Origin of the sequence: Lentzea xinjiangensis, assembly GCF_900110955.1 — a bacterium.
Taxonomy (GTDB): Bacteria; Actinomycetota; Actinomycetes; order Mycobacteriales; family Pseudonocardiaceae; genus Lentzea; species Lentzea xinjiangensis.
Genome location: NZ_FOFR01000001.1, coordinates 260,779 through 282,879 on the forward strand (window position 1 = coordinate 260,779; position 22,101 = coordinate 282,879).

At 70.3% G+C, this 22,101-nt stretch carries 21 protein-coding genes; 9 read left to right on the plus strand and 12 right to left on the minus strand.

The window, feature by feature from the left end:
- The first annotated feature begins 6 nt into the window (after positions 1-6).
- From BMW88_RS01320 to BMW88_RS01330, 3 genes are all read left to right on the plus strand, one after another.
- The gene (locus tag BMW88_RS01320; protein ID WP_177220866.1) at positions 7-2,028 is read left to right on the plus strand and encodes a PhoX family protein; all 2,022 of its coding nucleotides are present in this window, start codon (positions 7-9) and stop codon (positions 2,026-2,028) included.
- A 129-nt stretch (positions 2,029-2,157) separates the two neighbouring features.
- Positions 2,158-4,257, plus strand: a complete 2,100-nt coding sequence (locus tag BMW88_RS01325) for a PhoX family protein (protein WP_089948408.1) — start codon at positions 2,158-2,160, stop codon at positions 4,255-4,257.
- Between the two features lie 215 nt (positions 4,258-4,472).
- On the plus strand, positions 4,473-5,015 hold the full coding sequence (locus tag BMW88_RS01330) for a DUF3455 domain-containing protein (RefSeq protein WP_245777504.1): 543 nt from the start codon (positions 4,473-4,475) through the stop codon (positions 5,013-5,015).
- On the opposite strand, the gene BMW88_RS01335 is transcribed toward BMW88_RS01330, so the two are convergent.
- Positions 4,988-6,163, minus strand: coding sequence for an MFS transporter (locus BMW88_RS01335; RefSeq protein ID WP_245777505.1), 1,176 nt, complete (start codon positions 6,161-6,163; stop codon positions 4,988-4,990). The two genes, BMW88_RS01330 and BMW88_RS01335, sit on opposite strands and share 28 nt — an antisense overlap.
- Before the next feature lie 15 nt (positions 6,164-6,178).
- Here BMW88_RS01335 and BMW88_RS01340 point away from each other — a divergent pair, with 15 nt between their 5' ends.
- On the plus strand, positions 6,179-6,856 hold the full coding sequence (locus BMW88_RS01340) for an SDR family oxidoreductase (RefSeq protein ID WP_089948410.1): 678 nt from the start codon (positions 6,179-6,181) through the stop codon (positions 6,854-6,856).
- A 196-nt stretch (positions 6,857-7,052) separates the two neighbouring features.
- Here the strand turns inward: BMW88_RS01340 and BMW88_RS01345 are convergent, their stop codons facing one another.
- From BMW88_RS01345 to BMW88_RS01365, 5 genes are all read right to left on the minus strand, one after another.
- Positions 7,053-8,360: an amidohydrolase family protein gene (locus tag BMW88_RS01345; protein WP_089948412.1), complete on the minus strand. Its 1,308-nt coding sequence runs from the start codon at positions 8,358-8,360 to the stop codon at positions 7,053-7,055.
- A 424-nt stretch (positions 8,361-8,784) separates the two neighbouring features.
- Complete coding sequence (locus BMW88_RS01350; RefSeq protein WP_089948414.1) at positions 8,785-9,942, minus strand: sensor histidine kinase; 1,158 nt, start codon at positions 9,940-9,942, stop codon at positions 8,785-8,787.
- 301 nt (positions 9,943-10,243) lie between these two features.
- The gene (locus BMW88_RS01355) at positions 10,244-11,350 is read right to left on the minus strand and encodes a nitric oxide synthase oxygenase (RefSeq protein ID WP_281249353.1); all 1,107 of its coding nucleotides are present in this window, start codon (positions 11,348-11,350) and stop codon (positions 10,244-10,246) included.
- A 132-nt stretch (positions 11,351-11,482) separates the two neighbouring features.
- Positions 11,483-12,127: a tRNA (guanosine(46)-N7)-methyltransferase TrmB gene (trmB, locus tag BMW88_RS01360; RefSeq protein ID WP_218147989.1), complete on the minus strand. Its 645-nt coding sequence runs from the start codon at positions 12,125-12,127 to the stop codon at positions 11,483-11,485.
- Between the two features lie 68 nt (positions 12,128-12,195).
- On the minus strand, positions 12,196-12,705 hold the full coding sequence (locus tag BMW88_RS01365) for a hypothetical protein (protein WP_245777506.1): 510 nt from the start codon (positions 12,703-12,705) through the stop codon (positions 12,196-12,198).
- 155 nt (positions 12,706-12,860) lie between these two features.
- Between BMW88_RS01365 and mycP the strand changes: the two genes are divergently transcribed.
- Entirely contained in the window at positions 12,861-14,006 is a 1,146-nt protein-coding gene (gene mycP / locus BMW88_RS01370; RefSeq protein ID WP_245777507.1) for a type VII secretion-associated serine protease mycosin, read from the plus strand.
- Here mycP and BMW88_RS01375 read toward each other — a convergent pair.
- The 3 genes from BMW88_RS01375 to BMW88_RS01385 form a co-directional block, all read right to left on the minus strand.
- On the minus strand, positions 13,972-14,874 hold the full coding sequence (locus BMW88_RS01375) for an ABC transporter ATP-binding protein (RefSeq protein ID WP_089948422.1): 903 nt from the start codon (positions 14,872-14,874) through the stop codon (positions 13,972-13,974). The genes mycP and BMW88_RS01375 overlap by 35 nt on opposite strands.
- A 96-nt stretch (positions 14,875-14,970) precedes the next feature.
- Positions 14,971-15,729 carry a hypothetical protein gene (locus BMW88_RS01380; protein WP_089948423.1) on the minus strand — a complete coding sequence of 253 codons (759 nt, stop codon included), beginning with the start codon at positions 15,727-15,729 and terminating at the stop codon, positions 14,971-14,973.
- Positions 15,730-15,734: 5 nt separating this feature from the next.
- Entirely contained in the window at positions 15,735-16,646 is a 912-nt protein-coding gene (locus BMW88_RS01385; RefSeq protein ID WP_089948425.1) for an ABC transporter ATP-binding protein, read from the minus strand.
- A 132-nt stretch (positions 16,647-16,778) separates the two neighbouring features.
- On the opposite strand from BMW88_RS01385, the gene BMW88_RS01390 reads away from it, so the two are divergent.
- Entirely contained in the window at positions 16,779-17,213 is a 435-nt protein-coding gene (locus tag BMW88_RS01390; protein WP_089948427.1) for a PPOX class F420-dependent oxidoreductase, read from the plus strand.
- A gap of 5 nt (positions 17,214-17,218) precedes the next feature.
- Here the strand turns inward: BMW88_RS01390 and BMW88_RS01395 are convergent, their stop codons facing one another.
- Positions 17,219-18,007, minus strand: coding sequence for an HAD family hydrolase (locus BMW88_RS01395; RefSeq protein ID WP_089948428.1), 789 nt, complete (start codon positions 18,005-18,007; stop codon positions 17,219-17,221).
- Between the two features lie 48 nt (positions 18,008-18,055).
- Here BMW88_RS01395 and BMW88_RS01400 point away from each other — a divergent pair, with 48 nt between their 5' ends.
- Genes BMW88_RS01400 through BMW88_RS01410 form a run of 3 tightly spaced genes read left to right on the plus strand, consistent with a single transcriptional unit; the run spans position 18,056 to position 19,967 of the window.
- Complete coding sequence (locus BMW88_RS01400) at positions 18,056-18,583, plus strand: TetR/AcrR family transcriptional regulator (protein WP_089948430.1); 528 nt, start codon at positions 18,056-18,058, stop codon at positions 18,581-18,583.
- Positions 18,584-19,063, plus strand: a complete 480-nt coding sequence (locus BMW88_RS01405; RefSeq protein WP_089948432.1) for a pyridoxamine 5'-phosphate oxidase family protein — start codon at positions 18,584-18,586, stop codon at positions 19,061-19,063.
- Positions 19,047-19,967, plus strand: a complete 921-nt coding sequence (locus tag BMW88_RS01410; protein ID WP_245777508.1) for an SDR family oxidoreductase — start codon at positions 19,047-19,049, stop codon at positions 19,965-19,967. The genes BMW88_RS01405 and BMW88_RS01410 overlap by 17 nt, the downstream gene beginning before the upstream one ends.
- Positions 19,968-20,197: 230 nt before the next feature.
- On the opposite strand, the gene BMW88_RS01415 is transcribed toward BMW88_RS01410, so the two are convergent.
- Positions 20,198-20,854 (minus strand): response regulator, encoded by a 657-nt coding sequence (locus tag BMW88_RS01415; protein WP_089948433.1) that lies wholly within the window; start codon positions 20,852-20,854, stop codon positions 20,198-20,200.
- Positions 20,855-20,863: 9 nt separating this feature from the next.
- Positions 20,864-22,039: a sensor histidine kinase gene (locus tag BMW88_RS01420; protein WP_342714885.1), complete on the minus strand. Its 1,176-nt coding sequence runs from the start codon at positions 22,037-22,039 to the stop codon at positions 20,864-20,866.
- Positions 22,040-22,101: the final 62 nt, after the last annotated feature.

Below are 22,101 nucleotides of genomic sequence, written 5' to 3' on the forward strand. Positions count from 1 at the left end.
CACCACATGATCCCCCTGCCGCTCGCCAACCACCGGATCGGCAGAGCAGCGGTGACCTGCGAGTACCGCTGCGGGGACGCGTGCTTCCACGACGTCCCCAACACCTCCGGCAACCCCTACTTCGGCGACCTGGTCAGCCGCCGCACCGCGCTCAAGGCCGGCGCCGTCGTCGCCGCCGCGGCCGCGTTGCCGGCCGGGACCGCGGTCACCGCCGCCGCCGAACCCGAGTCCCACGCCCGCCCGCCCAGGGGTCTCGACTTCACGCCCGTCGAGGTCAACACCAAGGACGAGGTCGTCGTCCCGGAGGGCTACCGGCAGGGCGTCGTGATCCGCTGGGGCGACCCGCTCTTCCCCGGCGTGCCGGAGTTCGACTTCGACGACCAGACCGCGGCCAAGCAGGAGAAGCAGTTCGGCTTCAACTGCGACTTCGCCGCGATCCTGCCGTTGGACCCGTTGGAGCTCAGCGGGATCATGGTCACGAACCACGAGTACACCAGCGAGCCGTTCATGTTCCGCGGCTACGACCCGAACAACCCCACCGAGGAACAGGTGAAGATCGCCTGGGCCGCGCACGGGCTCTCGGTGTTCATGATCAAGCGGTCGCTCTTCTCCGGCCACTACCGGCCGCGGTTCAGCCGGTACAACCGCCGCATCACGCTGCACACGCCGTTCGAGGTGCGCGGGCCGGTGGCGGGCAGCGACCTGCTCAAGACCTCCGCCGACCCCACCGGCCGCCGGGTCCTGGGCACGATCAACAACTGCGCCGGCGGCGTCACGCCGTGGGGCACGATCCTGTCCGGCGAGGAGAACTTCAACCAGTACTTCGCCAACGCCGCCGGCCGCAACGATCCGAAACTCGCCCGCTACGGCGTCACCGGCACGGCGACCACGCGCAAGTGGGAGCGCTTCGACAAGCGCTGGGACCTCGCGCAGGAACCCAACGAGGTCAACCGGTTCGGCTGGATCATCGAGCTCGACCCGCACGACCCGGACTCCACGCCGGTCAAGCACACCGCGCTCGGCCGGTTCAAGCACGAGACCGCGAACGTGCGCGTCGCCGACGACGGCCGCGTGGTCGCATACTCCGGTGACGACGAGCGGTTCGAGTACATCTACAAGTTCGTCTCGAACGGCAAGATGAAGCCCGGCAACAGCAAGGCCGCGCGCCGCCACAACATGACGCTGCTCGACGACGGCACGCTCTACGTCGCCAGGTTCACCGGCGACAGCCCCGCGGCGGAGATCGACGGCACGGGAAAGCCGCCCGGCGACGGCAGGTTCGACGGCACCGGCGAGTGGATCCCGCTGGCCGCGGGCAACCGGTCCTTCGTGCCGGGGATGACCGCCGAGGAGGTGTACGTCTTCACGCGCATCGCGGCGGACAAGGTCGGTGCGACCAAGATGGACCGCCCGGAGGACATCGAGTGCCACCCGCGCACCGGCACCGTCTACTGCGCGCTCAGCAACAACGTCGAACGCGGCGTCACCCCCGGCAAGGAAGGCGCGACCGAGCCGAACCCGCGGGTGAACAACCGGCACGGGCAGGTGCTGGAGCTCGTCGAACGCGGTGGCGACGCGCTCGCGCTGACGTTCGACTGGGGGCTGTTCCTGGTGTGCGGCTTCCCGGACGACCCGGGCACGTACTTCGGCGGCTACGACAAGTCGCAGGTCAGCCCGATCTCCAGTCCGGACAACGTGGCGTTCGACCGGCACGGCAACCTGTGGATCTCCACCGACGCCGACGGCAAGCTCGACGGGCTCAACGACGGCCTCTACGCCGTGCCGCTGGAAGGGCCGGAACGCGGGCACCTCAAGCTGTTCCTCACGGTGCCGCGCGGTGGTGAGACGTGCGGTCCGATCATCGGCGAACGGGTGGTCACCGTGTGCGTCCAGCACCCCGGCGAGGTGGACGGCGCGAGCGCCGACAAGCCGGTCTCGAACTGGCCGGACCGGGGCACCTCGCGACCGCGCCCGTCGGTCGTCGCGGTGTGGCGCGAGGGTCGTCGTCAGCTGGGTGAGATCGGTTGATCACCCAGCGTGCCGCGATCGTTGGGGAGTAGTACGAGTTCGCCTGCCGTTCACCTGCTGGACGGCAGGCGAACTCGTTGGGCTCTTAGGTTCGGCCAGTTCCCACACTGACCGATCTCGGAGGCCTGCGTGTCCTCACCCACCGATCGGGGCCGCCGCCTGCTGCCCCTGCTCCCGACGAACCACCCGCTCGGGCGTCAGGCCGTCACCTGCCAGTACCGCTGCGGCAACGCGTGTTCGCACGACGCTCCCAACACCTCGGCCAACGCCTACTTCGGCGACGTCGTCAAGGAGGTCGTGAGCCGCCGCGGCATGCTCAAGGCGGGAGCCGTGGTCGCCGCGGCCGGCGCCGGTGCGCTCGCCTTCTCCGGTGCGGCCGCCGCCGCTCCGGCGCACGCGGAGGCCGACCTCGACGCCGACCTGGACCTGCGGCTCGGCCGTGACCGCGACGGGCTGAACTTCGAGCCGGTGCAGCCCAACACCCTCGACGAGCTCGTGGTGCCGAAGGGCTACCAGTCCGACGTCGTCATCCGCTGGGGCGACCCGGTGCTGCCCGACGCGCCGAAGTTCGACTTCGGCAACCAGACCGCCGCCGCCCAGGCGAAGCAGTTCGGTTTCAACAACGACTTCTGCGGTCTCGTGCCGTTGCCGGGCTGGGACCGCTGGCTCATGGTGAGCAACCACGAGTACACGTCCGAAGAGTTCATGTTCTCCGACTGGGACGCGAACAACCCCACCGAGGAGCAGGTCAAGATCGCGTGGGCCGCGCACGGCCTGTCGGTCGTCCAGGTCGAGCGCGACCACCGCACCGGCAAGCTGGTGCCGTCCAAGGACCGCCGCAAGTACAACCGCCGCATCACGATGACCACGAAGTTCGAGGTGCGCGGCCCGGCCGCCGGCTCGAAGCACCTCAGGACCTCCGCGGACCCGTCCGGCAAGGTCGTGCTGGGCACGCAGAACAACTGCGCGGGCGGCGTCACGCCGTGGGGCACGATCCTGTCCGGCGAGGAGAACTTCAACCAGTACTTCGCCAACGCCAACCAGGTCGCGGACGCCACGACGAAGGCGCGCCTGGCCCGGTACGGCATGTCCGGCGGTGCCACCACCCGCAAGTGGGAGCGGTTCGACAAGCGCTTCGACCTCGCGCAGGAGCCGAACGAGGCCAACCGCTTCGGCTGGATCGTCGAGGTCGACCCGCTCGACCCGACCTCGACGCCGGTGAAGCACACCGCGCTCGGCCGCTTCAAGCACGAGGGCGCGAACGTCATCGTCGCGCGGGACGGCCGCGTCGTCGCGTACATGGGTGACGACGAGCGCTTCGACTACATGTACAAGTTCGTCACCGACGGCACGTACCAGAAGGGCGACTCGAAGCGCGCCCGCGAGCACAACAAGCGCCTGCTCGACTCGGGCACGCTCTACGTCGCCAAGTTCACCGGTGACAGCCCGGCCGCGGAGATCGACGGCACCGGCAAGCTGCCCTCCGACGGCGAGTTCGACGGTTCGGGTGAGTGGATCCCGCTGGCGCACAACGACAAGTCGTTCGTCGAGGGCTTCACCGCCGAGGAGGTGTACATCTTCACGCGCCTGGCCGCCGACAAGGTGGGCGCCACGAAGATGGACCGTCCCGAGGACGTCGAGCCGTCGCTGAAGAACCGCCGCGTCTACGCCGCGCTCACCAACAACACCGACCGCGGCAAGGCGGGCAAGGAAGGCGCCACCGAGGTCGCGCCGCGGCTGGGCAACAAGCACGGCCACGTGCTGGAGCTGGAGGAGCGCCGCGGCGACAACACGGCGACCACGTTTTCGTGGAAGCTGCTGCTGGTCTGCGGTGACCCCAACGACCCCGGCACCTACTTCGGCGGGTTCGACAAGACGCAGGTGAGCCCGATCTCCTGCCCGGACAACGTCGCGTTCGACTCGCAGGGCAACCTGTGGATCTCGACCGACGGCAACGCGCTCAAGTCCAACGACGGCCTCTTCGCGGTGCCGGTCGAGGGCAAGCGGCGCGGCCAGGTGAAGCAGTTCCTCACCGTGCCGCTCGGTGCGGAGACCTGCGGCCCGGTCATCACCGACGACTTCGTCCTGGTGTCCGTGCAGCACCCCGGTGAGATCGACGGCGCGTCGGCGAGCAACCCGGCGTCGCACTGGCCGGACGGTGGCACCTCGCAGCCGCGCCCGTCCGTCGCCGTGGTGTGGCGCAAGGACCGCCGCCGCATCTGCGGCTGACCTGAGCGCAGACGCCCCCGGCGGGGATGAACCCGGTGCAGCCGCCCGTTCTCGAACGGGCGGCTGCGCCTCTTCCGCCTGGCCTCACGCACAGCACCCGTCATCTCACTTGGCGAGGTCGTTTGAACCGGCCGCGCGACCACGCCGTATGCCCAGGTGGCTGCACCGCGGACAGCCGAGACACGTCGCACTGTCTGTCCACTTAGGAGCAAGTGATGATGAAGCGTGCTGGTCTCGTGCTCGTCGCAACGGCTTTGCTCGGCCTCGCCGCCGGAGCGGCGGGTTCCACGGCCGCGCCGACGCCCGCGGTGATGAACGGCGGTGATGCCCAGGTCGCGCCCGCCGTGCAGGTCCCGGCCGGCCACAAGGTCGTCGCCAAGCTCCAGGCCAAGGGCGTGCAGACCTACACCTGCGCCGCGGGGGCCTGGAAGGGGCTCGAGCCCGCCGCCACCCTGTCGGACCGGCTCGGCAGGGCCGTCGGCCTGCACTCGCGCGGTCCGATCTGGGTCTCCACGCTCGACGGCAGCGCCGTCGAGGCCGCCCCGGTCGACGGCGCCCGCAACGACGTCGCGGGAGCGGTTCCCGAGCTGCTGCTGAAGGCCAAGTCCACCAGGGGCGAGGGCGTGTTCGCCGGCGTCACCTACGTCCAGCGCCTCGCCACCAAGGGCGGCGTCGCACCGGCCGGCGGGTGCCAGGAGGGCGCCCAGACGTCCGTCCGCTACGAGGCCCTCTACACCTTCTCCGCGCCCGCCCTCTGAACCAGGGCGACCACGGCCGCGCTGACCATCGTGACGCCGACGACCCAGAGGCCCGTCTTCTGGGTCCCGGTGAGGTCCTGGAGCCAGCCGGTGACGTAGGGCGCGGCGAACCCGCTCACGTTGCCCAGTGAGTTGATCAACGCGATCCCGCCCGCCGCCGCCGTGCCGCCCAGGAAGCTCGTGGGAAGCGCCCAGAACGTGGGCAGCGCGGCGCAGACCCCGATGGCGCAGACCGAGACGGCCACCATCGCCGCGACCGGGTGGTCGAGGTGCAGCGCGACCGGGATGGCCGCCCCGCCGAGCAGCATCGGCGCGGCGACGTGCCACTTCCGCTCCCCGGTGCGGTCACCGTGCCTGGCCCACAGGACCATGGCGACCGCGCCGAGGACGTACGGGATCGCGTTGATCAGCCCGCGTTCGACGGCACCGGCCTGCGGCGCCAGGCCCTTGATGATCGTCGGCAGGAAGAACCCCAGCGTGTAGAGCCCGTACACGATTCCGAAGTAGACGAAGCTCAGCGCGAGGATCCGCGGGTGCGTCAGCGCCTTCCTGAGCGGCCAGTGCTCCTCGCGCGGCTGCTCGACGGCTTCCGCCGGCTTGTCCGGCAGCCAGAACCACGTGACGAACGCCAGCGCGATCGCCGGCAACCCTTCGACGAGGAACATCGTGCGCCAGTCCGTCCACTGGATCAGCAGCCCGCTGAACGTGGCCCCGAGCGCGGTCGAGATCGGCACCGCCACCATGAACAGCGCGACGATCCTGGCCCGGTCCTTCTGCGGGTACCAGTACGTCAGGTACAGGATGATCCCGGGGAAGAAACCGGCCTCCGCCACGCCCAGCAGGAACCGCAGCACGATCAGCACGGTCCCGTTGGGCACGAAGGCCATGGCCGTGGCGACGATCCCCCAGCTCACCATGATCCGGGCGATCCACCTGCGCGCTCCGAACCGGTGCAGCGCGAGGTTGCTGGGCACCTCGAGCAGCAGGTAGCCGATGAAGAACACCCCGGACGCGAACCCGAAGACCGTCGCCGACAGCCGGAGCTCCTCCGACATCCCGTTCGGCCCGGCGAACCCGATGTTGACCCGGTCCAGGTAGTTGATGAAGTACAGCAGGCACAAGTACGGCAGGACCAGCTTCTTGGGCACGGTTAGAGTTCCCCCATGAGTGATCGTCCGGTCGCCCTGGTCACCGGGGCATCCAGCGGAATCGGCTCGGCCATCGCCAGGAGTCTGGCCCCGACGCACGACCTCCTGCTAGGCGGCCGCGACGAGACCTCCCTGTCCCTGCTGGCAGCCGAGCTGCCGGGCGCGCAGCCCTGGGCCTTCGACCTGACCAACCTCGCCTCGGCCGACACGACCCACATCCCCCGCCTGGACGTGGTCGTGCACAGCGCCGGCGTGGCCCTGCTCGGTCCGGTCGGCGAGGCCTCGGCCGACGTCTGGCGCCGGACGTTCGAGCTGAACGTCGTGGCGGTCGCCGAGCTGACCCGCCTCCTGCTCCCGCAGCTCCGCGCGGCCTCCGGCCAGGTCGTCCTGCTCAACTCGGGCGCCGGCCTGCGCGTCAACCCGGGCTGGGGCGCGTACGCGGCGTCGAAGTTCGCGCTGCGGGCCTACGCCGATGCCCTGCGCGCCGACGAGCCGTCGCTGCGGGTGACCTCGGTGTTCCCGGGGCGGACGGACACGCCGATGCAGCGCGAGGTGCGGCGCCAGGAGGGCGGCGAGTACGACGCCACGCGGTACCTCGACCCCGCCTCGGTGGCGCGCGCGGTGGTGTCGGCGGTGCTGGCGACACCGGACGCGCACATCACCGAGATCGTCGTCCGTCCACAGCCCAGGTGAGTTGTCCACAGGCTGATCAACAGCCTGTGGCCAGGTGCTGACGGACGGTAAAATTGAAACTGGGGGAACCCGGCGCGCACCCTGCTGCTGCGTGCCGCCATCGCCCTTTTGCGCTGCTACGGCTCTGTGTACCGCCATCGTGCTGTGCGGCGCCACGGCCTGTGCAACGCCAGCCCGATGCAGACGCCATCAGCCCTCATGCGCTGCGCAGCCGCGCAGCCACGGCCGTGACGCCCGCCTGCGCCTCCCGCCGGTCCACCCTGGTGGACTCCCCACCGGCGACGACGTGGTCGCCGGCCACCCACACGTCGGTGACCCGGCGGGCCCCGGAAGCCCACACCAGGTTCGCCAGCAGCTGCGAGTCCGGCGCGTCCACCCCGGTGGCGAACGCGGGGTCGTCGACGTCGACGTGCACGACGTCCGCCCAGCGCCCGGCCTCCAGCGCCCCGATGTCGTCGCGTCCCAGGGCCGCTGCCCCGCCCCGCGTGGCCATCAGCAGCGCCTGAGCCGCGCCGAGCACCGTGGCGTCCATCGTGGACACCCGCGCGAGCAGACCGGCCAGCCTGGCCTCCTCGAAGAGGTCGAGGTCGTCGTTGGAGGCGGGCCCGTCCGTGCCCAGCCCCACCGCGATCCCGGCGGCCAGCATCTCCGGCACCCGTGCGATGCCCGAGGCGAGCTTCATGTTCGACCCGGGGCAGTGCGCCACGCCGACGCCGAACGACGCGTACAGGGCGATGTCGTCGTCGGACAGGTGGACCGAGTGCGCGGACAGCACCCGCCCGCCCAGCACGTCCGCGGCCTTCAGCAACGCGGGCACCGACCCGTGCTCGGCGCGCTGGGCCTCGTCCTCGAACGGCGACTCGGCGACGTGCACCATCAGCAGCGCGCCGCGCTCCCGCGCCTCGGCGGCGATCTCGGTGAGCTGGGCGGGGGAGAGCGTGTAGGCGGAGTGCGGCCCGTACGCCAGCTCGACGCGTCCGCCGGGGCCGGACACCAGGCCGTCGGCGTCGATCCAGGACGAGATCTCATCGGTCTGGGACCGCCACGACATCCCCGGCACGTCGAGGATCGCGCCGCCGAAGACGACCCGCGAACCGGCCGCGAGCACCGAGGACACCAGCTCGGGGCCGTGGAAGTACATCTCGGCGGACGTGGTGACGCCGTGCCGCAGCATCTCGACGGCGCCCAGCAGCATGCCCGTGCCGATGTCGGCCGCGGTCATCCGTGCCTCGTTCGGCCACATGTGCTCCTGCAGCCACCGCAGCAGCGGCAGGTCCGAGCCCAGGCCGCGCAGCACCGTCATCGGGCTGTGGGCGTGCGTGTTGACGAGGCCGGGCAGCAGGATCCCGGACAGCGAGCGCACCTCGCCGTCGAAAGCGGGTGCCGAGGCGGCCTCACCCACGTAGGTGATCCGGCCGTCGACGACGTCCACGACCGCGTCTCGCAGCACGGAGCAGGTCGGGTCGCAGGGCAGGACAACCGGGGCGTGCAGGCGGAGTGACATGCGGAGAATCCTGCCATTGTGACGCCAGTCACATTCATGCATAGGTCGGCGGCGGGTGGGCATCCTGGCTCCGTCGGGCGCGGGCCGACCCCCAGGGTCCGCCCCGGCCTAAAACTCCTCCCCAACCAAGGGGCCCGTCGTGCACGCCTCGATGGGCCCTTTGTGCTTTCCGGGCAACCACGACGAGAGCAAGGACGTCACTTGATCATGTCGAAGAAGCCGTGCACGTCCAGTGGAGACTTCCGGCGCGCGCAGAAGCCCGCGACCCCCAAGCCGCCGACCCGGCGCTGAGTTGGCATGATCACAGCCCACGGTACGGGCGTGATCACGCGGAGGCAGCAGTGGCCGACATCGACCCCCAGAACGACGACCAGTTCAGCGATGTCGAGATGACGCAGGAGTTCGACGTCATCCGCGACGAGCTCTAGGCGATCGGCAGCTCGGCGCGGACCGTCCACCCGGTCGGTTCGCGCCGGCCGGCGGAGAACGTTCCGCCCAGCAGTTCCACGCGCTCGCGCATGCCCACGAGCCCGTAGCCCCCGGAGCCGCCGACGGGGACACCCGAGGCCACGCCGTCGTCGAGCACGACCAAGCGCAGCAAACCGTCGCCCGAGGACAGTTCCAAGTCCACAGAGGACACCGACAGCGCGTGCTTCCGGGTGTTGGTCAGCGATTCCTGCACCAGCCGTAGCACCGAGCGGGCCAGTTCCTGCGGCACCGCGTCCCGCAGGTCGAACGACAGCCGCACCGGCAGCCCGGACTCCGCCGCCAGTGACCGCACGTCGTCCATCAACGACGAGGAAGCGGCCGGACCGGCGGAGTCCCCGTCCCGCATGGTGCCGACCAGACGCCGCATCGCCGTGAGCGCCTCGTTGCCCGAAGCGGCGATGACCGGCAGCACGTCCGCGTCGCGGTTCATCTGACCGGCCTGCGCGTGCACGACGATCGCCGTCACGTAATGCGCCACCACGTCGTGCAGTTCGCGCGCCAACGCCATCCGCTCGGCGTTCTGCGCCGCCGCGACGGATGCCGCGAGCTGAGACGCGCGTTCGGCGTCACGGGCGCGGAAGTACAGGCCGGTGCCGACGGCCAGCACGAGCATGATGCACGCGCCGAAGAGGTACGACGAGGGATCAGGTTCCCAGTCGCGGTACTCGACGGCCGAGACGACCGGCCACCCGAGGACCTCCGCGGCGATCATCGCCCCCACCACCAGCAGCGTGCCGATCACCGCTCGCCAGCGCGAGGACTCCCGCACGAGGACCGCGATGGTCGCCATCGCGGCGCCGGTGGTCGAGATGTTGGCACCGCTGATGAAGAAGTGCGGCTCGAACGCCACGCCGAGGAAGCGCAGGTAACCGGCCACGCAGGCGATCGAGAACGCCACCGCGAGCGCCGCGTCGAACGGCCGGCGCGGTGCCAGCACCGCGATCACGCAGATGACCAGCACCCCGGGGACCTGCCACCAGCCGGACGCGGTGTCGATCGACCCGGCCTCCGCCACGACGATCCCGGCGAGCGAGAGCGCCAGCGGCCACTGGCGCTTGGCGAGCAGCCGCCAGTCCAAGTCCGTGCTCTCCACGCGGGCAACAGTAGAGCCGGAAGGCCCACGGCGCGTCCGACTCGGGGATAACCCGGCATCAGCCGGAAGGCTGAGAGGGCGACCTGCGGAAATACCCTCCCGGCGGATGCCGGATCACGCGCCGGTCACGGACTCTGGAGGAGCGGAAGTCGGGAAACGGAGGACGCCATGTTGTCAGTTGTGTTCACTTGGGCCGCCGCTGTGGTCGGCCTGCTGGTCCTGGCGCTGATGGCCCTGTCGGGCGTGATGATCGACTCTCAGAGGTAGTTCCGGAACCTCGGGCCAGCGTGTGATGGGGAAGTCAGGCGCTGGTCAGGGCGTGTTGCTGGCGGAGCAGCTCCGCCAGCCTGCTCGTCGGCTGCGGCCGGGTCTCGTCCACCGCGGCGGTGAAGCGCGCCGGAGCACCGGTCCGCGCCCGCGCGGCGGCGGCGGTGTCGAGCCGGAACGCCGGACGCGCCGGTGACGGGCGTTGCCGGGAGCGCAGCCACGCGAGGCGGTGCAGCGCCTCCGCGTGGTGGTCCGTGATGGTGACGGCCGCCTTGTCGAACGAGTGCAGCACTGCCGCGTTCAGGTGAACGGTGGCGAAGTCGCGCCACAGCGTGCGTTCGGACGAGGTGTCCAGCCCCAGCGCTTCGGCGACCTCGCGCGCCACGCCGTAGGCACCTTCCTCGGCCAGTGACCGCGTGCCGATCTCGGCGCCGACGAACCACGAGTTGAACGGCGCGGCCGGGTAGTTGACGCCACCGATCGACAGCCGCATGTTCGAGATGACCGGGACCGCGTGCCAGCGCAGGCCCATCTCACCGAACCACGGCAGGTCCGGGTGCTCCAGCGGGACCTCGTGCACGATCTCGGGCGGCAGCGTGAACAGCCGCGGTCCCTCGTGCTGCGTCTCCACCACCAGCGGCAGCAGGTCGAAGCGCGACCGCCGCGCCGGCGGCCGCCACCCCATGCCCTGCATCGTCTCGGTGAACTGGGCGTACCGGCGGTCCCCCGTCCCGTCGGCGTACCCGGCGTACCGGATCAGCTGCTCGTTCCAGATCACCGGGCCGGGTGACCCCGGCGCGTCCGGCGCGAACACCGTGACGAGCGGCCGGATCTCACCGCCGTTGGTCGCGAGCCGCAGGTGCTCCACGCACTCGCCCGCGACGGCGGCGGCGTTGCGGTAGCCGCGCAGGTCGCGGACCTTCAGCCGGCGCCACGGCACACCCGAGGTGCACCAGCCGGAGTCCCGCAACGCGATCCGCGCGCCGTACGCGAGCTCGTCGGTGGTGTGGCGGTAGGTTCCGGTCTCGGCGATCTCGGCGCGCACGTGGGCGATGCGGGCGGACAGCGAGCCTGCGTCGGAGTGCGCCGCGTGGAACATGCGGACGAACTCCTCCGCGACGGGGAGGACGTCGGGGGTCACGGAGCGGAAACCTAAGGCCGGAGCGGCCTCACGCGTCACTGCCACTCGGGGCATTTCGGGTGATCAACACCTGCCACTCCAACGAGTGAAAGCCAGACCCGCAGTGGCGGTGGTCCCCGCTTGAGACCTCGATCAGGTGAGGTCGTTCCGCTTGAACATCAGGTCGTGCGAGACGCGGCCCTCGTTCACGGCGCGCTGCTCGAACTTCGTGACGGGCCGCCAGTCCGGTCGCGGCGCCCACCCGTCATACATGTTGGTCAGCAGCCGCTCGCCCGAGCACACCTCGAGCATCTGCTCGGCGTAGTGCTCCCAGTCCGTCGCGAGGTGCAGCACGCCACCGGGCTCCAGGCGCGAGGCGACCAGCGACACGAACTCCGGCTGCACGAGCCGGCGCTTGTGGTGCTTCTTCTTCGGCCACGGGTCCGGGAAGAAGATCCGCACGCCGTGCAACGACGCGGGCGCGATGTGGCCGGTCAACAGGTCGACGGCGTCACCGCGCAGCACGCGCAGGTTGTCCAGGCCGCCGAGGTGCTCGGCGCGCAGCAGGAGCTGGGCGAGGCCGGGCTTGTAGACCTCGACGGCCACGTAGTTCAGCTCGGGGGCGGCGGCGACGAGCTGCGAGGTGGTCTCGCCCATGCCGGAGCCGATCTCCAGTAGCACCGGGGCGGAGCGGCCGAACCACGACGAGAAGTCCAGCGGGCCCTCGGGCAACGACTTCACGTCGTTGCCCATCTTCTCCCAGTACGTGTCCCAGGCGCGCTCCTGCCCCACGGTCATGCGCTCGCCGCGCTGCACGAAGCTGACGATGGAACGGGGGAACTCAGGCCTGGTCACGACCGGACAGCCTACGCAATGAGTTCGATGTCCTCGATCTGAGCACGCAGGTCAGCGACCGTGAAGTCGATGGGCTGGGGGTCGCCGGGCCCGCGGTGCGCCGGGACGAGGTGGATCCAGCCGCGGTGCGAGTCGGTGAACTGCACGGTCGTGGGGGTGGCGGGCCCGTAGACACCGCTTTCGGAGGGCACGAACTCCCAGTAGCCCGTCTCGCCGAAGTCGGCCCACGGCACGAAGACCCAGCCGGGGCGGGACGACAGCAGGTCGGTCACCGCGTCCTCGACGGCATGACCTTCGGCGCGCGAGCGCAGCCGGCCGCGGTCGAGCGCGCGCAGCCACCAGGGCGCGGGGGCGTCCTCCACGGAGCGCACCGCGCGGTACATCTCGAGCACCTCGCTCTCGTGGGCGTGGTTCACCCAGGAGCGACGAGCTTCCGCCGGCGTGTTCACCAGCACGGCGGAGTTGGGGGCTTCGAGGGCGTCCGCCCACTCGAGGCCGAGCATTGCTTCGACACGGACCACTGGCCACCTCCGGCACCGGGATAACCCAATTGAACGCGAAGTCAAACGCCATGGATGTCCAATTTGCCCTTTTTCACGGCTTGTTAACAGCCCTCTTACTCAACTTGTGACACCGGGCACGTTGCGCTGTGACGTGGAAAAACGATGTAGGGAGCGTGCCTTTGCTGCCCGCGCTCGCCGTCGCGCTGCCGTTGCTGCTCGCCGCGCAGACGATCGAGGAGCAGGAGTGGCACCTCGACGCGCTCGACGTCCACTCCGCGCAGGCCCGGGCGCGCGGGGACGGCGTGATCGTCGCGGTGATCGACTCCGGGGTCGACGCGCGGCACCCCGACCTCGCCGGACGGGTCCTCCCCGGCACGGGTTTCGGCAGCTCCAAGGGCACCGACGGCACGACGGACACCGACGGCCACGGCACCGGGATGGCCGGGATCATCGCGGCGACCGGGCGCAACGGCGGCGCGCTGGGCATCGCGCCCGGCGCCAAGATCCTGCCGATCGCGAGCTCCGAGCAGGAGCAGTTCACGCTCGACGTGGTCGCGGAGAGCATCAGGTGGGCGGCCGACCACGGTGCCAAGGTCGTCAACATGTCGCTGGGCTTCTCCAGCTCGATGACGCCCAGCCTGGTCAGGGCCGTGAACTACGCGATCGAGAAGGACGTCGTCCTCGTCGCCGCCACGGGCAACGAGGGCGAGGAGGTCTCCGCGCCCGCCAACATCCGCGGCGTGGTCGCGGTCACGGGAACGAACCGCGAGGGCAAGCCGTGGAAGTCGTCCAACGTCGGCGCGGACACGGTGCTCGCGGCGCCGGCGGAGGGCATCGTCACCACCGCGCCGGTGAGCGTCTACGCGAGCGGGTACGCCGAGATGGACGGCACGAGCGCGGCGTCGGCGATCGTCGCGGGAGTGGCCGCGCTGGTGCGCGCGAAGCACCCGGCGATGCCCGCCAAGGACGTGGTCAACGCGCTGGTCAAGACCGCGAAGGACCTGGCGGAGCCCGGCCGTGACGACACGACCGGGTTCGGCATGGTCAACCCGGTGGGCGCGCTCACCGCGCAGCTTCCGCCGGTGGAGCGCAACCCGTTGCTGCCGCCCCCGGCGCCCTCGACCGCGCAGACCGCTCCCACGCTCGCCGCGAGCCGTCCCGCGCAGCCGGCCGAGCCGATCGAGGACCGGCTGCCGTTCGTCGCCGCCGTCGCCGGTGGCACCGCGCTGATGACCGGACTGCTGATCGCCCTGCCCGCCATCAGGTCCAGGCGCCCCGAGCCCGTCAGTGCGCGTGATACTCCACCGACTCCTTGGTGAGCTGCATGAAGGCCTCCTCCAGCGACCCGCGCTGAGGGCTGAGCTCGTGCAGCACGATCTGGTGCTCCGCCGCGATCTCCCCGATCTGCTCCGCCGGGATGCCGTGCACCACGAGGGCCCCGTCCACCGCGTCCTCGGTGATCGTCGCGTCGGCGGCGAGGATCTCGCGCAGCTTGACGGCGTGCGGTGACCGCACCCGGACGTGGTCCTTGGTGGCGTCGCTGATGAACTGCTCGGTGGTGGTCTGCGAGATCAGCTGCCCCTTGCCGATCACGATGAGGTCCTGCGCGGTCTGCGCCATCTCCGAGAGCAGGTGGCTCGACACGAACACCGTGCGGCCCTCGCCCGCGAGCCGGTGCATGAACTGCCGGATCCAGACGATCCCCTCGGGGTCGAGGCCGTTGACCGGTTCGTCGAACAGCAGCACCTCGGGGTCGCCGAGCAGCGCGCCCGCGATGCCGAGCCGCTGCGACATGCCGAGCGAGAAGCCACCGGCGTTCTTGTGCGCGACCTCGCTCAGGCCGACGATCTCCAGCACCTCCGCGACGCGGCTGGCGGGGATCTTGTTGGAGACCGCGAGCCACTTGAGGTGGGCGCGCGCCGAACGGTTGGGGTGCACCCACTTCGCGTCGAGCAGCGCGCCGACCTTGCGCAGCGGCTCCTTGAACTCGGTGTAGTGCTTCCCGTCGATCTTGACGTCGCCCCCGGTGGGGGTGTCGAGGCCGAGGATCATCCGCATGGTCGTGGACTTGCCGGCGCCGTTGGGACCGAGGAACCCGGTCACGCGGCCGGGCCGGACGGTGAACGACAGGTCGTCGACGGCCTTGGTCCGGCCGTAGTGCTTGCGCAACCGCACTGCTTCGATCATGGCCTCTGCTCCCGTTCGCTCAGAAGAACCGACCGGGACGCAGGTCATCCCCCCGAAGGATGACCTGCGTCCCGCTCCCCCTTTATTCGGAACAGGTCACGCGTCCCGCCGCTTCGCGACGATCAGTGCGACCACCAGCAGCGCCACCGCGATGCCGGCGAAGTAGGCCAGCGACCCCCACTGGCTCAGCTTGAAGTCGATGCCCGCCGCCATCCCCTCGCCGGGGTCGCTGCCCGCGGGCAGGGCGAGGAAGTTGTTGGCGTTCTGGAAGGGCAGCCACGCCTGGATCTTGGTGCCGACCTTGGGGATGATTCCGATCAGGCCTTCGAGCAGCATGTTCCACACCAGCAGGATCGCCACGGCGCCCGCGGTCTGGCGGACCAGGATGCCGACCGCGATCGCGAGGACCGCGCCGATGCCGTAGAGCAGGCCGATGCCCGCCACGTGCCGCCACTCGCCACCGGTGTTGATCGCGAGGTCGGAGGCCGGCGAGAGCAGCTTCGCGACGCCCCACGAGCCGAACGCGATGATCTCGCCCAGCACACCGGCGATGAACGCGACCACGACGGTCTTGGCGACCAGCGCGGACGTCCGGTTCGGCACCGCGAGGAACGTGGCGCGGATCGTGCTGAAGCGGTACTCGGTGGTGACCGCGAGGGCCGCCATGACGAGCACGACGGACAGCGCGAGCTGGCTGCTGCCGAACTGGGTGACGCCGATGGACAGCTGGCCGTCGTCGGTCGAGGCCGCGATGATCGCGGTGAGGCCGACGCCCAGGACCAGTGCGAGCGCGCTGCACCAGTACGGCGAGCGGGTCGAGAAGAGCTTGATTCTCTCAACTGCCAACAGGGTCATCAGACTCACTTCCCGATCTCTGCGTGGTACTCGACAGCATCGCCGGTCAGCTGCATGAACGCCTCTTCGAGCGAGCCGCGCTGCGGGCTGAGCTCGTGCAGGACGACCCCGTTGGCCGCGGCGACGTCACCGATCTGGTCGCTGGTGGCGCCGGACACGGTCAACGCGCCGTCCGCGCCGTCGTGGACGGTGAAGCCCTTGTCGACGAGCAGCGGGCCGAGCTTGGCCAACTGGGGACTGCGCACGAGAACGGTGTTACCCGTTGAGCGGTCGATGAACTCCGAGGTGGTGCTCTGCGAGATCAGCTTCCCCCGGCCGATCACCACGAGCTCGCTGGCCGTCAGGGCCATCTCGGACAGCAGGTGGCTCGACACCAGGACCGTGCGGCCCTCGGCGGCGAGGTTCTGCATGAACGTGCGGATCCAGACGATGCCCTCGGGGTCGAGGCCGTTGACCGGCTCGTCGAACAGCAGCACCTTCGGGTCGCCCAGCAGTGCCGCGGCGATCCCCAGCCGCTGCGACATGCCGAGCGAGAACCCGCCGGCGTTCTTCCCGGCGACCTGAGTCAGGCCGACGGCGTCGAGCACCTCGTCCACGCGCTTGGCGGGCAGGCCGTTGGACTTGGCGAGCCAGCGCAGGTGAGCGCGGGCGGAGCGGTTGGGGTGCACCCACTTGGCGTCGAGGAGCGCGCCGACCGTCCGCAATGGACGGTGGAGCTCGGCGTAGGGCTTCCCGTCGATCAGCACGCGGCCTGCCGTCGGACGGTCGAGCCCCAGCATCATCCGCATCGTCGTGGACTTGCCGGCGCCGTTCGGACCGAGGAACCCGGTCACCCGTCCAGGCTGGACGGTGAACGACAGGTCGTCGACCGCGACCGTCCTGCCGTATCTCTTGGTGAGGCCGATTGCCTCGATCATGAGCTTTCCCCTCTCGCTGACGGGGACAACTCTCCTGCTCCGAGGGGGTCCGGCACATCGCCCTGGAGTCTGCGATCGGCGTCAACTTCCGTCGCCCGGTGCCGCTACCTCGGTCGTAGTTGAATGAGCCACATGGGATACACGGAAGCTCCCGAAGGCTGGTGGCGCGAGTTCGTGCTGGCCACGCCCGCCCGCACCGGCAAACTGGCCGTCACCCGCAAGGACGGTTCACCGCACGTCGCACCGGTGTGGGTGGACCTCGACGGCCCCGACGTCGTCTTCCTGACCTCGCGCGACACCGTCAAGGGCAGGTCGATCCTGCGCGACGGCCGGGTGGCCCTGTGCTTCGACGACGAGACACCGCCGTTCCACTTCGTGACGATCACCGGCACGGCGGTGGTCGACGAGGACCCCGAGCAGCTCAGGTACTGGGCCGGCCGCACCGCCGCCCGCTACATGGGCGCCGACCAGGCCGACGTCTACGCCGAGCGCAACGGCGTGCCCGGCGAGATGGTCGTCCGGGTCAAGGTCGGCAAGGTCATCGCCAAGACGAACGTGGCGGACTAGCGGTACTAGGCCGGGAAGATCCGGTCCAACGCCTGCGCGGCACCGTCCTCCAGGACGGTGCCGGTCACCTCGTCGGCCGCCGCCTGCACGACCGCCGGTGCCTGCCCCATCGCGATCCCCCGCGCCGCCCACCGCAGCATCTCGACGTCGTTGGACCCGTCGCCGATCGCCAGCGTGTCCTGGGCGCCGATTCCCAGCGAGACGCGCAGCTCCTCCAACGCCCAGCCCTTCGTGACGCCCGCGGGCACGACGGTGAGCCAGGCCTCGGTGTGGTCGACGTGCCACGAGACACCGGGCAGTTCCAGCTCCCGCACCGCGAACGCCAGCTCCGCCGGGGTGTGGTCGAGCCAGCGCATCACCAGTCGCGGGGTCGGGGTGGCGGCGAGTTCGTCGAACGTCGCCTCGGTCGTCTCGCCCCACAGGTCGTGGGGCAGGAAGCGGCCGAGCGAGAGGTTGCCGACGCCGGTCCGCTCGACCGCGAACACCGAGTTCGGCAGCAGGGCCTGGAGGGTCTTGACCGTCGGGCCGGGCTCGAAGGTCGTGCGGCGGGTGACCTCGCGGGTCTCCGGATCCCACCACACCGCGCCGTTCGAGCACAGCGCGAGCGAGACCGGCAGCTGCGGTGCGACCGGGGTGGTGCCGATGAGGCTGCGTCCGGTGCACAGCACGATGTGCGTGCCGTGGCCGGCGGCTCGGGTGACGGCCGCCCGGACAGCGGGTGAGACATCGTTCGAGCCGACCCCGGTGAGGGTGCCGTCGATGTCCAGCGCGACCAGGCGCGGTCTCCAGTTCACGTGGAGCCACCCTATGCGAAGGTTAGTGAATTGTGATTCACTAACGGTGTGGCACGGCCTCGCACGATCTCCGACGAACGCATCCTGACCGCGGTCGCGACGGTCATCGACCGGCGTGGGCCCGAGTTCACGGTGGCCGACGTCGCCGCGGAGGCCGGGGTGTCCGTCGGCGCGGTGGCGAAGCGGTTCGGGTCGAAGAGCGGTCTGCTCCAGGCGCTCACCCGAGCCGGCACCGAGGAGGTCGTCAGCCGGATGCGGGCGGCGGGCAGCGTCCGCGCGGCGCTGCTGACGTGGTTCGACCGCCTGGCCGACCCGGTGGTGGCGACGAACAACCTGGCGCAGCTGGGGGTCGACCTGATCGACCCGGAGCTGCGGGCGTTGCTGGCCAGGCACTACGCCGGGATGGAGGCCGAGCTGGAGGTCCTGTGCGCGGCCGAGGACCTGCCGCCGACCGCGGCGCGCGTGCTCGCCGCGCTGGTGTACGGGACCGCGATGGACTGGTCGGTGCGGCCGCGCGGAGAGCTGTCGGCACGTATGGAGGAAGACATCGACCTGGTGTTGAGGGGGATGCGCTGAATGGCAACCTGGGCGGAGTTCGCGGCCGAGCAGCCGGAGCTGGCCGCGTTCGTGGAGGGCCGGTTCGCCGCTGACCGGCACGCGTTGATCGCGACGCTGCGCAAGGACGGCGCACCGCGGATCAGCGGTGTGGAACCGGACTTCGCGCGCGGTCAGCTGTGGGCCGGCATGATGCTCGACTCGCTGAAGTCGCGCGACCTGCGCCGCGACCCGAGGTTCTCGTTGCACTGCAACACCACCGTGGCCTCGATGACCACGAGCGGCGACGCGAAGATCAGTGGGACGGCCGAGTTCTGGACCGACAAGGAGGACTACCTGAAGGACCTGTACGACCGCACCGGCTGGATGCCGGAAGGCGGTGAGCTGGACCTCTTCCGTTTCGACGTCAGCGAGGTCGTGTCGCTCACCGTGGAAGGGGACGGCATGGTCGTCCTGTCGTGGCGCGAGGGAAGGGGAGTTCGTCGTGTCACCAAGAAGTGAGCCGGACCTGAGCGGGAAGGTCGCCGTCGTCACCGGCGCCACGCGCGGCGCCGGCCGGGCGATCGCGGTGGAGCTGGGCGCGGCCGGCGCGACGGTGTTCGTCGGCGGGCGGACCACCCGGTCGCAGCGGTCCGAGATCGGGCGGTCGGAGACCATCGAGGAGACCGCGGAGCTGGTGGACGCCGCCGGTGGCAAGGGGATCGCCATCCGCTGCGACTTCACCGTTCCGTCCGAAGTGGACGCTTTCGCGGCGCGGATCGACCGGCTCGACGTCTTCGTCAACGACGTCTGGGGCGGCGAGAACCTCGTCGAGTGGGGGAAGTTCTGGGAGCACGACCTCGACCGGCAGCTCCGCATGTGGCGCAACGGCCTCGAGTCGCACCTCGTCGCGCTGCACCGGTTGATGCCCCTCGTCCTGCGCTCCGACGACGGGCTCGTGGTCGAGGTGACCGACGGGGAGGACGGCGAGGCCTACTTCGTCAACCTCACCTACGACGCGGTCAAGTCGTCGGTCCGCCGGTTCGGCGAGGTGCTGGCCAAGGACCTGAAGGACCACCCGAACGTGACCGCCGTCTCCGCCACGCCGGGGTTCCTGCGGTCCGAGCAGATGCTGGAGGAGTTCGGGGTCACCGAGGCCAACTGGCGCGACGCCATCGAGAAGGTGCCGGACTACGCGTTGTCCGAGACGCCTCACTACCTGGGGCGCGGGCTCGCGCACCTCGCGGCCGACCCCGGGCGGCGGCGGTTCGCCGGGCAGTGCCTGTCGTCCTGGCGGCTCAAGCGCGAGTACGGGTTCACGGATCTGGACGGGTCGCAGCCTGATTGGGGGCGGTGGTACGAGGAGGTCGTGAAGCCTCGGATGGGTGGGGCTGTGGTGGAGGCTGATCCGGAGGAGTACCGGTAGGTCTTGGGGTTGCGTTTCGCTGGTCGGGTTGCGGTTTCAGGGCGCGGGGCTCCGCCGATCTGATCCAGGACCGGCCAGCGCCGTGGGCGGGTTGATGGCACGCCTGTTGGTGTGGCGGCTTGCTGTTGCGTGGGTGTTCGCGGTGTGGCGTGGTGCCGGCACGACTCGTGCCGGGACCACGCCACCCGCCTCGTGTGAGGAAAGACGGCTCGGCTTCGCCGTTGCCCTCGTCAGGCGTCGCCGGGGCGGACCAGGCCCGTTTCGTAGGCCAGAACCACGGCCTGGACCCGGTCTCGCAGCTCCAGCTTCGCGAGGATCCGGCCCACGTGGGTCTTCACCGTCGCCTCCGACAGGAAGAGCTTGCGGGCGATCTCGGTGTTCGAGAGGCCCTTCGCGATCAGCACCAGCACCTCGCGTTCCCGTTCCGTCAGCACGTCCAGCACGGTGGCGTCCCGCAGCTCGCCACCGCCGTCACCGAGGAACCTGCCCAGCAGGCGCTTGGTCACCGAGGGGGACACCACGGCGTCGCCGGAGGCCACCGCGCGCAGTGCCGAGACCAGGTCGGAGGGCGGGGTGTCCTTCAGCAGGAATCCGCTGGCTCCGTTGCGCAGTGCCGAGAGGGCGTACTCGTCCATGTCGAAGGTGGTCATGACCAGGACCTTGGACGTGTTCGCCTCGGCGATGCGCTTGGTGGCTTCCACGCCGTCCAGCACCGGCATGCGGACGTCCATCAGGACCACGTCGGGGCGCAGCTTGTCGGCCATCTGGACGGCGTCCAGGCCGTCGGCTGCCTCGCCGACCACGTCGATGTCCTCTTGCGCGCCCAGCACCATGCGGAAACCCATGCGCATGAGTTCCTGGTCGTCCACCAGCAGCACCCGAATCACCTGATCACCCTATGCGGCCAGGGGGAAGGTCGCGCGGACCCGCCAGCCCCCGCCGGGGTTGGGGCCCGCCTCGAACTCGCCGCCCAGCACCGCTGTCCTTTCCCTCATGCCGATCAGCCCGTTGCCGCCGGACACCTTGACGACGTCGTGCGGTGTGCCGAAGCCGTTGTCGATCACTTCCAGCCGCAGCTCTTCCTGGGTGCGGGCCAGGCGCACCAGGGCGGTGGTGCCCGCTCCCGCGTGCTTGATGGTGTTCGTCAGCGCTTCCTGCACGATCCGGTAGATGCTCAGGCCGACGCCCGCCGGGAGGTCGTCGACGTCGCCGGTGATCTCCAGGCGGACGGGGACGCCGGCGGCCCTGGTGTTCTCGGCCAGTTCGACGACGCCCCTGACGTCCGGCTGCGGTGCCCACTGGGTCTCGGCGTCCTCGCTGCGCAGGACTCCGAGCAGGCGGCGCATCTCGGTCAGGGCCAGGCGGCCGGTCTGGGCGATCGTGCGGACGGCGTTCTCCGCCACCTCCGGCTGCGACCTGATCGTGTAGGCGGCGCCGTCGGCGTGGACGATCATCACGCTCACCGCGTGGGCGACCACGTCGTGCAGTTCGCGGGCTATGCGGGAGCGTTCCTCGCCCACGGCGAGCTTGGCCTGCTGGTCCCGTTCGGTCTCCAGCAGCTTGAGGCGCTGTTCCAGCTCGCTGTGGTAGGCGCGGCGGGCACCGACGAACTCGCCCATCGCCCAGCTGAAGCCGAAGATCACGAAGACCATGAACGCGAGGAAGACGGCCTGGATCTCGCCGATCTGGAAGATCGCCCACAGCAGCGTGCCCGCGAGCAGCCAGCCCGAGTAGACCAGCGCCGCTTTGCGGCCCGTGTACGCGACGAGCGTGTAGAGGGCGATGGCCAGGGCGAAGTCGGACATCCGCACCGGCACGCCCTCGTTGCCGCCGTGGGTGAAGAGCTGCAGGAACGCGCCCGCGAGGATCAGGTAGGCGGAGCCGAGCGGGTGGTAGCGGCGGAACGGCAGCGGTCCGAGCATCAGCAGCGTCACGGCGAGGAACGCGGAGAACGACACGCCGCGGTCGAACGCGGACACCCCGACGCCCATGTCGAAGATCAGCAGGAGTCCGGCGATCAGGGAGTCCCCGAACGCCGGGTGAGCCTTCATCCACAGGCTGAACCTCCGCACCGGACAAGGTTAGGTGCGAACCGAACTTCCGCGCGTCGCGCCACGGGCTGACCTCGCGTACG